Origin of the sequence: Azospirillum sp. HJ39 (genome assembly GCF_041507355.1) — a bacterium.
Classification (GTDB): domain Bacteria; phylum Pseudomonadota; class Alphaproteobacteria; order Azospirillales; family Azospirillaceae; genus Azospirillum; species Azospirillum thiophilum.
In genome coordinates, this window is record NZ_CP167914.1 from 22,171 (window position 1) to 35,595 (window position 13,425).

Here is a 13,425-nt window from a genome sequence, read left to right on the forward strand (position 1 = left end):
TTAACGAGGTGTTAAGATCGCCGATTGGTCCTAGGTCGATTGGTGATTACCACTTCCAAGAAGAACGAATTTGGAGGATTTGTCGGTCGGAGTACTTCTTTCGATGAGGACATGAAAAAACGCGGCCGGTTTCCCGGCCGCGTCCTTCATCGCCCATTCCGTAGAAGGGTTACACCGCCTGCGGCAGGCCGTGGATGTAGCCGACGCCGCCGCTGCGGCGGTTGCGGTAGGCATCGTCGATCAGGGCGGCGACGCTGTCCTTGACCTTGTCGTGCAGGCCCTTCTCCCAGTCGCCGGGGTGCTGGAAGTTGCTCATGATGTACGAGAAGCCGTTGAGGTCGTCGGCCGCCTGCAGGCCGGTCGATTCGGCACCCGCCGGGCAGGACAGCAGGCGGGCGATCTGCTTGCTGTCGACGTTGTAGGCCCACAGGAAGTTGTTGACGTGGTTGCCGCTGTCCTCGCCGATGAACAGCGTGCGCAGCTTCTCGGAGAATTTCAGGTTGTCCGGATTGGCGATCCGGTCGGCGTCGGCGGTGTTGCCGAGCGCGTCCGGCGTGGCCAGGTCGCGGCCGACCAGGGCCGGAACCGGGCTGAAATGCACCGGCACCCAGTCGCTGGCGATGGCGGCGCCGGCGAGGTCGGTCTGGCCGGCCTTCATCGGCAGCTGGTAGACGGCGCCGGCGTTGATCGCCTTCACCTTGATGCCGCTCTTGCCGTCGCTCATCGACTTGTAGATGTAGGACACCGCCATGTAGGCGGTCTTGTCCTTGGCGTTGACGGTGACGCCCTCCAGCTTCGACAGCGCGAGCGTGGCGCCGGCGATGGGGGCGTAGCGGTGGGTTTCCAGGAAGGCGGCGGCCTTTTCCATGCCCGGCTTGATCTTGACCCACTGGGTCTTGCCGTTGAAGCCGATGGCGGTGAAGGACGGATCCTTCGGATCCTCCTTCTTCACCTCGACGATGTCGGCGGCCTTCAGGCTGTCGGCCAGCTTCTCGATCTCGGCGCTGGTGGCATGGCCCAGCTTGACCCACTTGAGCCCGAAGGCGCCGCCGGCGTCGATGTCCTTGCCTTCCTCCTGCTCCATCTTCGCGGCATAGAGGGTGCCGGCCGACAGATCCTTCGCGCGATCGGCGATGAACATGAACAGGCCGCCGTTGGTGGTGTCGTCGCCCATCAGCACGGTGCGCTCGTCGGGCATGACCTGCACCAGCTCATGCGAGATGCGGCCGAGATTGTAGTGCTTCTTGATCGTGCCGGTACCGTCGGGGCTCACGGTCACTTCCGGCATATGGCCGTAATGGTAGGGGTTGGCCTTGGTTTCGTCGCCGAACAGGTTCTTGCTGTAGGCGCGGAACTGGTCGTCGAGCGCGGTGGCGTCCGGCTCGTATTCCTCGCTCGACAGGTGGGTGTTCCAGGGCGACAGGCTGGCGCCGCAGGTGATCCACAGGCCGTGTGCCGGGCTGGTGTCGACATTGTGGTACTTCACCAGCTTCAGGGCGCCCGTCTCCTTGTTCTGGTCCAGCGTCAGGACGGCGATCGGCGACGGCAGCTTGCCGTACATCGAAGCGTCCTTGGAATCGCGGGTCGCATATTCGAACTGGACGACGGCGAACAGGGTGTTGCCGGTGACGCCGGCCACCTTGGCGCCCGGGATCGGGGCCAGCAGGTTGCAGCCGTCCGGGCAATCGGAGAAGAAGGGCGCCGGAGACGCCATCGAGCCGTCGAGGATCGGCTTGCCGGCGATGTCGTAATAGCCGCCGGCAAGCGTCGTGCCGCCCTTGCCGTCCGGCACCATGTCGCCGGTGATGAACAGCGGCTGGTAACCCAGCGCAAAGCTCTGCTTCGTGCCGTCGGCCCAGGTCACGACCATGCTGGACTCGACCACGGTCTTCGCCTGCGCCGCCGCGGTGGTCGGGGCGGCCATGCCGATGAACTCGACGGCGACCGGCGCACCCTTGGCGGATGCCGCTTCGGCGCCCGAGGCGAACAGCAACTCGCCCGCGCCGATGCCGGCAACCGGCAGCAGGGGCAGGCCGGCGAGCGCGCGGAGCACGGAGCGGCGCGACGTTTCAGGAAGATTGGCGGACAGGTTGGTCATGACTGGTCTCTCCCGAACCCTCAACAGGGCATGCGGCTGGCGCGGCCGCATGCCCGGGGGTTCCGGGCGACGCGGCCTTGTTATTGGCGAGCGCCGGGAGGCTACCGCGGGGATGTTACGGTTTGACGGTCGGTCCCCATCCGAGAGAGACGCTTCTCTCCGATCAGCGCGCGCTGAGCATGCAGGTGCGGTCGGACGGCATGGGCAGGACCACCGGCTTGCCGTCGGCCCCGATGCCGCGTACCTCGCGCCCCCCCGCCTTGCCGCCGGTGCCGGGGCGGTCGGCGATTTCCGGATCGGTCACCTGTCCGGCGACGGTCCATTGCCGGGTCTGCGGATCCTGGCATCGCAGTTCGTAGCGGCCTTTCATCGCTTCGGCTGCTGCCGGCGATGCAAGGGCCGGCAGGACGAGGGTGGCCACGAGGGTGGCCATGAGGGCAATCGGGGCGGCAAGGCGGATCATCCGGCTTCTCCTCGAGGTTGGGGGCGGGACAGTACCCGGGCGATATCGGTCTGCCAGACCATGCTGACCAGCGCGATCTGGGTCAGCAGGTGCATCTCGCCGCGGCCGATGGCTTCCAGCAGCTCCGCCCGGGTCAGGAACAGGATCTCGGTGTCCTCCAGGTCGTCCGAGACCGGATCGCCGATGCGGCGGCAGCCGGTGGCGTGGAACATGTGCGACCAGGCTCCGCCCTGGTTGGCGTTGACGACATAGGCGCCGAGATCGGTCCAGCCGTCCGCCTCCAACCCGGTCTCCTCCATCAGTTCGCGCTTCGCCGCGTCCAGCGGATCCTCGCCCGGCGACAGGTGGCCGCCGGGAAAGACCAGACCGACCCGGCGGGGCCCGTGGCGGTACTGGCGGTAGGTGACGATGCGCCCGTCCGGGGTTTCGGCGAAGATGCAGGCGAAGGACGGCATGTCGAGCTGGTAGTAGTCGTCGATCCGCCGTCCGTCCGGCAGCTCCACCGTCTCCACCCGCACCTTCAGGAAAGGATCGGCGTCGAGCAGCTCCCGGCTGCCGAGAACGGTCCAGGGGCGATGGAGGCGGTAGGGGCGGTGTCCGGGCATGGACCTGTCCTTGGGCGGTTGCCGCTTCGCTGCGGCCGGGGGCGATTGCCGGCGGAGGCCTATCAGCAGCCGTCCGTCTGCGTCCAGTCCCCTTACGGAGGGACGGTTTGGGGGACCCTGTGGGAAAGCCGGGAAGCCGGAACAGATAAAATTTAATGATTTCATTATATATGTTTTTCGGTTTTGGATGGCGATGGGATCGCCCTTTTCTTTACGGAAGAGGAGCGGCCAATCGCTGGAATTCTGAAGGTTTGGTAGGAAAGTTCCCCGCTTGCGTGTGTCGAATGAAGCGATATGTGACGGATTTCCGCTGGACGGCCATTTCCATTGAGCGGCTTTTGCAAAGCGATTATCGGTTCCCGTGCCATTGCCGTCGAAACCCATGAGCATCGAGCCATCCTCCGAATCCAGCCCTCCGATCCCGCGCCTGATCCACCAGACCTGGAAGACCCGCGATATCCCACCGGAGTTCCAGGCCTTTCAGCGGAGCTGGATCGACCGGAATCCCGGCTTCGCCTACCGCTTCTGGACCGACGCGGACATCGAACACTTCGTCGCGGAGGAGCATCCGGCGCTGCTGCCGGTCTTCCGGGGCTATGCCGATCCCATCGCCCGGATCGACCTGGCGCGCTACCTCATCCTGCGCCGGTTCGGCGGGGTCTATGCCGACCTCGATTTCGAGTGCCTGCGCCCGGTCGACGGGCTGCTCGACGGCCGGAGCTTCGTCGTCGGGCTGGAGCCGGAGGAGCATGGCAGGCTGGCGAAGGCGGTGGAGCGCGGGCTGCCCCGCATCCTGTGCCCGTCCTTTCTCGCCTCCGTGCCCGGCCATCCCTTCTGGGACCATCTGCTGGCCCGGCTGGTCGAGGCGCGCCGCTGCGCGGATGTGCTGGACGCCACCGGCCCTTTCCTGCTGACCCGCGCCCATGGCGGCTATCGGGGAGAAGGTCCGGCTGCGGTGACGGTCCTGCCGCCCGACCTGCTCTATCCCGTTACCAAGGAGGAGTGCTGGAGCGGCCGCCTGTTCGACCTCGCCTTCTGGGAGCAGGCGACGCGCCGGGCCTATGCCATCCATTATTGGGAGGGCACCTGGTTCCGCGATGTCGCCGAGCGGGGCGCCGGCCTGCCGCGGCAGGTCGCGGCGGTGGTGACCGACGGCCGGCCGGAAGACGCCCGGCTCCCCGTTGCGATGCCGGAGGGGTTGCCGCTGATCTCCTGCCTGATGGTCACCAGGGGGCGGGCGGGACCGCTGGAGTTCGCCATCGACGGCTTCGTGCGCCAGACCTATCCGAACCGGGAGCTGGTCATCGTCTGCGACAGCCCGGCGCTGCCGCAGGACGATCCGCTGGATCTGGCCATAGACCGTGCCGTCCGTGCCGCAAACCGCCCGGACATCCGTCTGGTCCGGGTGGAACCCGGCGGCCAGCCCGGCGGGCGCACGCTGGGGGAACTGCGCAACATCGCCGTCGACCATGCGGCCGGCCGCTATGTCTGCCAGTGGGACGACGACGACCTCCACGATCCCTGCCGGCTGGAGATGCAGCAGAGGGTCCTGGCCGTCGCCGGCGCCCAGGCCTGCCTGCTGGGGCGCTGGATGATCTGGTGGCCGACGCAGGAGCAACTGGCCATGTCCTGCGAACGGGACTGGGAAGGGTCGCTGCTGTGCGAGACGGCGGCGATGCCCCGCTATCCCCACCTGCGCCATGGCGAGGACACGGCGGTGGTCGAGCGGCTGCGCCGCGATGCCCGCGTCGTCCGGATGGACATGCCGCGGCTCTACGCCTACGTCGTCCATGGTGGCAACACCTTCACCGCCCGGCATTTCGAAGCCCATTGGCAGGCCGCCGCCGTCCGTTTCAGCGGCGACCGCTGCCGGGCCGTGCTGGAGGAGATGGCCAAGCGCCTGCCGGTGGAAGCCTACCGCCGCGCCATCGCCCCAGCCCCAGTTCCCTCCCCTTCCGTTCCAGCCGCCTCGGCGGCCCGGCAGGACGCGGTCCTGGTGCTGACCCCGGTGAAGGATGCCCGCTTGCACCTGCCGCGCTATCTGGACCTGCTCGGCCGCCTCGACCACGATCCGTCCCGCCTGTCGCTTGGCCTCATCGAGGGGGACAGCCGCGACGGGACCCATGACTGGCTGGCCGAACGGCTGCCGGACCTGCATGGACGCTTCCGCCGGGTGACGCTGCTGCGCCACGATTACGGCTTCCTGCCCGACGGCCCGCGCTGGGCGCCGTCGATCCAGCGGCGCCGGCGCGAGGTGCTGGCGCTGTCGCGCAACCGCCTGCTGTCCGGCGCGCTGGGCGACGAGGACTGGGTGCTGTGGCTCGATGCGGATCTGGTCGACTATCCGCCGGATCTGCTGGCGCGGCTGCTGGCCGCCGGACGCGACATCGTCGTTCCCCACTGCGTCCTGCCCGACGGGCGGACCTTCGACCTCAACAGCTTCCGCCTGGAGGGAGAGGAGGATCCGGGACATCTGGTCGACGGGATCTTCCAGCCGCCCCGTGGCGCCGGGCGGTTTTATCTGGATGCCTTTCCCGGCGAGGAGATCGTGCCGCTGGACGGGGTGGGCGGCACCGCGCTGCTGGTGCGCGCCGACCTTCACCGCGAAGGGTTGTGCTTCCCATCCTACAGCCATCGCGGCTACATCGAGACGGAGGGGCTGGCGATGATGGCCAAGGACATGGGCGTGACCGCCTGGGGACTGCCCGGGCTGCGCATTGTCCATGGCAGTCACTGACGGCCCGATCATTGACAGGCGAACCGCTGCCGTGCTGACCGTTCCAACCCCGATCATCCGCAGTCCGGAGATCGCCGCCAGCGTCGTCATCTGCACCCACCGGCGTCCGGGCCTGCTCGACGCCTGCCTGGGCAGCCTGATCGGGCAGCGGGTGCCCGGAGACGCCGGGACGGTGACCCACGAGATTCTCGTGATCGACAATTCCACCCTGGCGGAAGGGCGTCCGGTGGCCGAAGGCTGGCAGGCGGCCTTCGACCGGCAGGGCGTGCCGCTGCGCTACATCCTGGAGGAGCAGCCCGGAGTCGGCTTCGCCCGCAACCGCGGCGTGGCCGAGGCGGCGGGGGCGCTGATCGCCTTCATCGACGATGACGAAAGGGCATGCGACGGCTGGCTGGAGCGGTTGCTCGACCCATTCCATCGGCTGGGCGATGCCGTCGACATCGTCGCCGGCGAGGTCGAGCCCGATTTCGGGGAATTGTCCCGTCCCGCCTGGCTGGCCGACGATCTGCTGCATTTCTTTTCATGCCGCTGGGGCTGGGACAGCGACTCCCGTTTCCTGCATGAGAAGGAATGGTTCGGCGAGGGCAACTGCGCCTTCCGCAAACGGCTGCTAAACGGCCGGAGCTTTCCGACCGACCTCGGCCGCAAGGGCGACGGGCTGTTGTCGAACGAGGGGGTGGTGTTCCTGGAACTGCGCGCGGCAGGCGCCGCCACCTATTATGTGCCGTCCGCCACGGTGTCCCATTTCATCCATCCGGAACGGCTGAGCCGGCGCTGGGTGATGCGGCGGATGTTCTACAACGGGGTGTCCGACCGCCTGACCCAACGGCGCTACGGCATGGCGGAGCAGCGCTGGGATTTCAACGTCAATCTGGCCAAGCTGGCCGACCTCGATGTCGAAAGCCTGGAGGGGGAGGGCCTGCGGGCGGTGATCCGGCTCTATTACCAGCTCGGCTATGCTTCGGCGTCCGGCATGAATTGAGAGCTCTGCGGCTTGACATAGATTTGGTTCACGAACGGGTCCAACCCCTTCGGCACCTCCGGCGAGCGGTGGTCGAGCAGCGGGGCGGCCGGGCCGTGGGGCGTGCGGTTGATGTTGTACTGGGCCGACAGCAGCAGGCGCCGGCCACGCCGCGGCAGGGCTCCCTTGTGGACGCCGTAGGTATCGCCCAGGAACCGGCTGCCCGCCGGGCCGGTCATCGTCACCGTATCGGCGCGGCCGAAAGCGCCCTCGACCTGTGCGTCGGTCAGGGCGCGGCCGGTCGGGAGCAGGCGGCTGCGGTGGCTGCCCTTGACGAAGACGTGCGGACCGCCATCCTCGTCGACGTCGGTCAGGTAGAAGAAGATCTTGAATCCGCGCAGGCTGTCCAGGTCGCGGTGATGGCGCTGGGTTCCCTTGGCCGTTTCCCGTCCGCCGAACCCCTCCCCGCCGTAGGACCACCAGCAGCCGACGTTGTCTAGGATCGGCTTGCAGCCGAGATAGAGCTCCGCCGTCTCCAGCACCTGCGGATCGTTGAGCAGTGCCAGCACATGCGGGGCCCGCAGGATCTGGTCGATGCCGTGATAGCCCATGTTGGACTCGGGGGTGGGCGGGCTGTCGGGCCGGAACCAGCCAAGATGCGGGCGGAAGGGGTCGTGGCAGGGCGTTTCCTCGAAATAGGCGCGCAAGTCCGCGACGATGGCCGGGTCGACCGGCGGCAGCAGCTGGGTGATGCCGTCCGTCTCCAGCGTTCTGCACCAGTCCCGTGCCTCCAGCGACGGGTGGAAGCCCGGCGTGCATGGACGCCGCGCCGCGATCAGGCCGGCCAGCCGGTCGCGCAAGGCCGGATCGGTGACGATGGGCAGGATGTCGTAGATGGCGTAACGCCGATCGGCCATCACCTTGCGCCAATAGGCCCTTGGCGAGACGATGCGCGTCCGCACATTGTCCATGAAGGAGCCGATCGGGGCGGGAGTGTGGACGGAAGAGGACGCCATAGGGTGCGGCACCGCGCAAAAGGAGAATCGCCGATGGCGAAGACTCTCCTGAAGAGCGGCCGTCTTTCAAGGGGTATCCGTTTCTTTGCCCCATCATGCTGCTGAGGCACGAGGTCGCGGGTTATAAGGGTGATGGTCCTTTCAGGAACGAAGGAGTCAGGAGACCCCGATGACCATGACCGGTGTCGAGCATCGCGTGCTGTATCGCGATCCGCGTTTCTATGCCTCATTTCCGTCGCTTACCGCGGCGGGGGACGGATCGGTCCTGTTGGCCTTCCGCCGGGCGCGCGACCATCGCTGGCTGCGCGGGGCGGAGTACCGGGCGGGGGAGGCCGGCTTCAACCATGTCGACCATCTCGATTCCCGCTCGCAGACCGTCCTGCTGCGGCTCGGCCCCGATGCGGAGCCGCTGGGGGAGGCGGTCGCCCTGCCCCCCGACCCGCAGGCGGCCGATCAGGACGCCAGCCTGCTCAGCTTGAGCGACGGGCGCATCCTGCTGACCGGCTTCCGCTGGTATCCGGTGCCGTCGTCCCAAGGGGAGGCTCTGCGCGCGCTGGGAATCGGGCTGACCGGCAGTCCGCAGAAGACCGGCGACCTCTACATCTTCTGGGGCGGCTACAGCCGCCACAGCGACGATGGCGGTCGGAGCTGGACCCCGCACCGCGACCTGCCCCCCCTGCCCGGCCATCCCGACATCGTGCCGGGCCGGCGGCCCTTCCATGGCGGCGCGGTGCGCGGCCGGGCGGTGGAGGCGCCGGACGGCACCATCCTGCAGACCGGCTACACCCACCATCCCTCGACCGGGACCTATGCCAGCCATCTCTTCGCCTCGACCGACCGGGGGGAGAGCTGGGGGCACCGGGCGATCATCGCGATCGATCCCGAGGCCAGGGCCGGATTCTGCGAGACGGCCCTGCATCTCGACGCGGATGGGGTGCTGCACGCCTTCCACCGCACCACCGGGCTGGAGGACCATCTGGCGACCTCGCGTTCCACCGACCTGGGGCACAGCTGGGAGCCCTGGCGGCGCCATGCGGTGGTCGGCCACCCCTACGACCCCTGCCCGTTGCCGGACGGCCGGCTGCTGCTGGCCGGCGGCTACCGCCATGCGCCCTATGGCGTGCGTGCCCGCATCTACGACCCGCGCCGCCAAGCTCCCGACGACGTGCCGGAGCTGGTGCTGCGCGATGACGGGCCGGCGCCCGACCTGGGATATCCGTGGGCGGCGGCGCTGCCGGACGGCCGCGCCATGGTCGCCTATTACATTTGCGACGCCACCGGCCTGCGCGGCATCGAGGCGACGCTATTCCAGCCGTGATGGGCAGCCTGCGACCCGCTGTGCCCTGGACCGGCCGGCGGGGCGCGGGCTACCCTTCCCCACCATGGAAAATCCCTCCCTCCCCTTCGCTCCGGCGAAAGCCGTCCCCGGCATTCCCCCCGACGCCTACCACGACCCGGACATCTTCCGGGCCGAGGAGGAGCGGATCTTCCGCCATGCCTGGGTCTTCGCCGGCTTCACCGACGATCTCGCCCGCCCCAACGACTATCTGACCCGGCGCATCGGCGGGCTGGACGTGCTGGTGCAGAATTTCGATGGGGAGCTGCGGGGCTTCCGCAACGTCTGCGCACACCGCTTCGCCCTGATCCATCGGACGCCGCGCGGCAACGGAATGCTGCGCTGCGGCTACCATGGCTGGACCTTCGACCGTGACGGCGTGCCCTACGGCATTCCCGGCAACGAGGCGAATTTCGGCCTCGACCGGGCCGGCCGCTGCGGCCGTGCCCTGACGCCGGTTGCGGTGGGGGTATGCGGCCGTTTCGTCTTCCTGCGGGTGGCAGCGGAGGGGCCGGATCTCGACGATTGGCTGGGCATCTATGGCGACGTGCTGCGCCATGCCTCGGAGATCTTCGTCCGCTCCTTCGACGAGCAATCGATGGAGTGGGCCGCCAACTGGAAGATGGGGGTGGAAAGCGTGCTGGAGGTCTACCACGCCGACCTCACCCACCCCACCACCTTCCGCAAGCTGGTGAAGGGCGATTGGCGCTGCGACTATGACGGCGCGCATTCCCGTGGCGTGACCGGTGTGTCGGACAGGAGCGCGCGCTGGTGGGACGGCGTGTCGGAGCGGCTGGGCTTCCGCCCCAGCCCAGCCTTGCGCGAGTACGACCATCTGCACATCTTCCCCAACCTGGAGATCGGTTTCACCCGCGGCGCGGTGATGAGCGTCCAGACCTACGATCCGCTCGGTCCCGACCGCTGCGCGTTGAACCTCCGCCTGTTCCTGGCCGACCCGGACGGCGATGCCGGCAGGGGCGGTCCCGCCGCCCGCCGGCTGATCGAGGAGGGCGCGCGCGACCTCAACGTCGCCCTGCTGCGCGAGGACCAGGAGGCATCGGAACTGTCCTTCCGCGGCTGCCGCCAGACGGAGCGGCCCGCCCTGCTCGGCCTGAACGAGGAGCGGATCCAGCAATTCCATGCGGTGTGGAGGAGGATGGTGGCGGGCTGATGCCCAGGCCGGGCAAAGCCGGTTCTTTTCAGGACGGCAGCCTCAACTTTCCCATGGATCGATGATGGGAATCCCGCAATCAAGAAAATCAGCCACGTTCCTGGTTGCCAAGGCTGCGCCACGGGACACCGCGATGGCGGCGACCTGCACATCGAAGGCCCCGGTCTGCCAGCCCTTTTGCCGTCGTTCCGCCGCTATGGGCGCGAAGGCTTTTGCCGCCATGCTGTCGAAGGGCAGCACCCGGCCGGCGAGGTCTTCGGCAAACATCTGCTCCGCCGCCATCAGAAGATCGCTGCGACGCCGTCCCTCCGGCAGCAGGGCGAGGCCGAACAGGATTTCCGCTTGGATGATCGTCGTCGTGAACAGGGTTGCGGCGGAGCGCCCGGCGAACCAGCGGAGCACGGCTTCGGACGGGAACGGGCGCATCAGTTCCGAGAGCACGTTGGTGTCGAGGACGATCATCAGTCGAAGCTTGGCGGTGGCCGCAGGGCTTCGCGCCTCACCTCGGCCACCTCGACGCCGCCGAGCCGTGCAAACCGCTGGTGGATGGCCTCAGAAGCCGGCGAGGCTCCCTCCCCCTACCGCCACTCCCGCCCGTCCATGTCCCGGTACACCCCGAACCGGCCGCGCACCGCCAGCCAGTCCTCGGCCAGCATTTCGAAGATGTGCAGGTCGATCTCCTGCCCGTCCTTCACCACCTGGCGCGTCAGCACGCCGACCGGGCGGTAGCCGATCATCGGCTGGCCTTTCAGCAGGCGGGGACTGTTGGTGCCCAGGATGTGGTTCACGACCTTGCGCAGCCCCATGGTGAAGAAGACGTGGTTCAGCATGTAGGCGAAGTTCAGCGGAGCCGCCCCCATCCGCCCCGCCCGCTCGCCCATCAGAACGCCGATGGTGGCGATCTTCCAGACGGGCTCGGTCACGGTGATGGAGACATGGCCGGCCGGCACCCCGTCGACGCAGAGGATGCGGTGGACATAATCGTCGCGCTCCGCACAGCGCCGCAGCCACGCCTTTTGCCGCTCCACGTCGTAAGCCACGCTGGTCAGCATCTGGCCGGCGATGTCGGGCCGGGTGCGCCAGTCGAGCAGCAGTTGGGCGTGCTCCTCCGTCGGCTCGATGAAGGTCAGGGCGTCGCTCGGATCGCTTCCGTTCATCGGGCCGCTTCTCCCAACTGGCCCAGCATCTGGCCGCCCTCCCCGCCATCCTCTGGGGCGACGCGGGCGAAGACCAGGGCGCCGCAACGGTCGATCTGCAGGGCGCGCACCCGCTCCCCGTCTCGGCACACCCCGTCCATCGCCCCATCCCGCCGACGCAACTCGAAGCGCAGGCCGGCCATCTCGGCGGTCAGGAGGTTCGTGTCATCGAACACGCCCATATAGAGCCAGCAGCGGCCGAAGACCCACTCGCGCTCCTGCGCGAAGGCCTCCCCGGCCCAGAAATGGCGGTGGGGCAGGAAGTCACCGTTCTCGGGGATGATGCTGTGGACGGGAAGCGCGTTCATGCCGGCAGCTCCGCGTCGGCGGTGGCGGGATGGGTGGTGAAGCTGCGGGAGAAGCGGTCATCCGCACCGGGCGGAGCGGCGCTGTGCAGCACCGCCATGCGGCCGGGAGCCAGGGCCACGCGCAGGTTGGCATCCTCGATCCGCTCCCAATCGCCGGCCGGCTCCACCGCGTCGCCGTGCTGCGGAAAGGCGTCGGACAGGGCGGCCAGCCGGGCGAAGATCTCCGTGCCCAGTTCCTCCTCCAACGACGCTCCCTCGGTCGCTGCCCGGATGAAGGCCAGCCGGCCGCAATAGGCCAGAGAGGCGGGGTGCAGGGCCAGCCGCCGGCGCCCTTCGGCCTCCAGCTGGAAGTCGGTTGGGTTGAAGGGCAGCCCCACCGGCACGCCGTCGGCATCGAAGCTCCAGCCGTGATAGGGGCAGCGCAGCGGGCCGCAGCCCGACGGCTCGCCATGGATCACGGCGAAGCGGTGGGTGCAGACGTTGCGGAAGGCTGCCACCCGCCCCTTGATGTTCTGCGCCACCAGCGGCACCGCTCCCACCCGCGTGGTGACGAAGGCGTTGGGATTGGCAAGGTCGTCCACCGTGCAGAGGTGGAACCATCGGGTTTCGAGGGTCCTGTCGGGCATGGCGGCTCTCAGGCGGTGCGGCCGCCATCCACCGTGACGATGGACCCGGTCATCCAGCGGCTGGTGTCGGCGAGCAGATAGGCGATCATGTGGGCGATATCGTCGGGATGGCCGAAGCCCAGCGGCTGCAGGGTGCGCAGATGCTCGTACTGCTCGGCGGTCAGCTTCTGCTTGCCGCGTTCGATCAGCTCGGTCTCGACGATGGAGGGGACGACGCAGTTGACGCGGATGCCGTCGCTCAGCAACTCCACCGCCAGCCCCTTGGTGGCGGCGATGATGCCGCCCTTGCTGGCGGCATAGACGACGTTGCCCGGCGAGGCAGCCGTGGCGGCGGTGGAGGAGATCAGCGCCATCGCCGCCCGTTCGGCATGGCAGCCCTTCTGCCGCAGCCCGCGGGCGAGCGCCAACGCGCTGCCCAGGTTTGCCCGCATCACGTCGTCGAAGAAGCCGGAGGAGAAAATGCGGATCGGTCGCAACGTCTGGATGCCGGCGCAATGGGCGACGCCGTCCAACGGCCCGGCGTCCGCGCACAGCCCCTTCATCCAGCCCGGCACCATCTCCAGGTCGGACAGGTCGAAGGGGGCGACCGCATGCCCGTCGCCAGCCAGCCGCTCGGCGGTTTCGGCCAGCCGTCCGGCGTCACGGCCGTTCAGGATCACCCGTGCGCCCAGCCGCGACAGCATCACCGCCGTCGCCCGCCCGATCCCGGCCGACGCACCGGTCACGAGCATCAGGCGGTCGGACAGATCCATGGGGTTGTAGACGGCGGTCATGGCAAGGCGGAACCCGCTGTTGTGGCGTGATGCCCCACCATAGCATAGTCCGCCGTGGCGCCAGCGGGCCGGCGCTGCGGCGTTTTCGATTGCTCCCGTTCTGGCACCGTCCCGTCGGGGGCTGATCTCCTGGGA

13 protein-coding genes are annotated in these 13,425 nt (G+C 68.3%); 4 read left to right on the forward strand and 9 right to left on the reverse strand.

All coding sequences use genetic code 11. From position 1 onward, the window contains the following. Positions 1-169 precede the first annotated feature (169 nt). The 3 genes from ABMY26_RS35565 to ABMY26_RS35575 form a co-directional block, all read right to left on the reverse strand. Positions 170-2,098, reverse strand: a complete 1,929-nt coding sequence (locus ABMY26_RS35565; RefSeq protein WP_372400654.1) for a PhoX family phosphatase — start codon at positions 2,096-2,098, stop codon at positions 170-172. A 163-nt stretch (positions 2,099-2,261) separates the two neighbouring features. Further along, positions 2,262-2,561 carry a hypothetical protein gene (locus ABMY26_RS35570; protein WP_372400655.1) on the reverse strand — a complete coding sequence of 100 codons (300 nt, stop codon included), beginning with the start codon at positions 2,559-2,561 and terminating at the stop codon, positions 2,262-2,264. Further along, positions 2,558-3,166: an NUDIX hydrolase gene (locus ABMY26_RS35575; RefSeq protein WP_372400656.1), complete on the reverse strand. Its 609-nt coding sequence runs from the start codon at positions 3,164-3,166 to the stop codon at positions 2,558-2,560. The genes ABMY26_RS35570 and ABMY26_RS35575 overlap by 4 nt, the downstream gene beginning before the upstream one ends. A 382-nt stretch (positions 3,167-3,548) precedes the next feature. Here ABMY26_RS35575 and ABMY26_RS35580 point away from each other — a divergent pair, with 382 nt between their 5' ends. Both ABMY26_RS35580 and ABMY26_RS35585 read left to right on the forward strand, forming a co-directional pair. Continuing rightward, a complete protein-coding gene (locus ABMY26_RS35580; protein WP_372400657.1) occupies positions 3,549-5,903 on the forward strand; it encodes a glycosyltransferase in 2,355 nt (784 codons plus the stop codon). A gap of 31 nt (positions 5,904-5,934) precedes the next feature. Further along, positions 5,935-6,885 (forward strand): glycosyltransferase family 2 protein, encoded by a 951-nt coding sequence (locus ABMY26_RS35585; protein WP_372400658.1) that lies wholly within the window; start codon positions 5,935-5,937, stop codon positions 6,883-6,885. On the opposite strand, the gene ABMY26_RS35590 is transcribed toward ABMY26_RS35585, so the two are convergent. Continuing rightward, positions 6,858-7,880, reverse strand: coding sequence for a hypothetical protein (locus ABMY26_RS35590; RefSeq protein ID WP_372400659.1), 1,023 nt, complete (start codon positions 7,878-7,880; stop codon positions 6,858-6,860). The two genes, ABMY26_RS35585 and ABMY26_RS35590, sit on opposite strands and share 28 nt — an antisense overlap. A gap of 169 nt (positions 7,881-8,049) precedes the next feature. Here ABMY26_RS35590 and ABMY26_RS35595 point away from each other — a divergent pair, with 169 nt between their 5' ends. Next, positions 8,050-9,198, forward strand: coding sequence for a sialidase family protein (locus tag ABMY26_RS35595; RefSeq protein WP_372400660.1), 1,149 nt, complete (start codon positions 8,050-8,052; stop codon positions 9,196-9,198). A 64-nt stretch (positions 9,199-9,262) separates the two neighbouring features. After that, positions 9,263-10,387: an aromatic ring-hydroxylating dioxygenase subunit alpha gene (locus ABMY26_RS35600; RefSeq protein WP_372400661.1), complete on the forward strand. Its 1,125-nt coding sequence runs from the start codon at positions 9,263-9,265 to the stop codon at positions 10,385-10,387. A 42-nt stretch (positions 10,388-10,429) separates the two neighbouring features. On the opposite strand, the gene ABMY26_RS35605 is transcribed toward ABMY26_RS35600, so the two are convergent. From ABMY26_RS35605 to ABMY26_RS35625, 5 genes are all read right to left on the reverse strand, one after another. Then, positions 10,430-10,849 (reverse strand): type II toxin-antitoxin system VapC family toxin, encoded by a 420-nt coding sequence (locus ABMY26_RS35605; protein WP_372400662.1) that lies wholly within the window; start codon positions 10,847-10,849, stop codon positions 10,430-10,432. Between the two features lie 116 nt (positions 10,850-10,965). Continuing rightward, a complete protein-coding gene (locus tag ABMY26_RS35610) occupies positions 10,966-11,544 on the reverse strand; it encodes a GNAT family N-acetyltransferase (protein WP_372400663.1) in 579 nt (192 codons plus the stop codon). Next, positions 11,541-11,891, reverse strand: a complete 351-nt coding sequence (locus ABMY26_RS35615; RefSeq protein ID WP_372400664.1) for a hypothetical protein — start codon at positions 11,889-11,891, stop codon at positions 11,541-11,543. The genes ABMY26_RS35610 and ABMY26_RS35615 overlap by 4 nt, the downstream gene beginning before the upstream one ends. Next, positions 11,888-12,517, reverse strand: coding sequence for a Rieske 2Fe-2S domain-containing protein (locus ABMY26_RS35620; RefSeq protein ID WP_372400665.1), 630 nt, complete (start codon positions 12,515-12,517; stop codon positions 11,888-11,890). Before ABMY26_RS35620 ends, ABMY26_RS35615 begins: the two co-directional genes overlap by 4 nt. Before the next feature lie 8 nt (positions 12,518-12,525). Then, complete coding sequence (locus tag ABMY26_RS35625; protein ID WP_372400666.1) at positions 12,526-13,290, reverse strand: SDR family NAD(P)-dependent oxidoreductase; 765 nt, start codon at positions 13,288-13,290, stop codon at positions 12,526-12,528. Between the last annotated feature and the right edge of the window lie 135 nt (positions 13,291-13,425).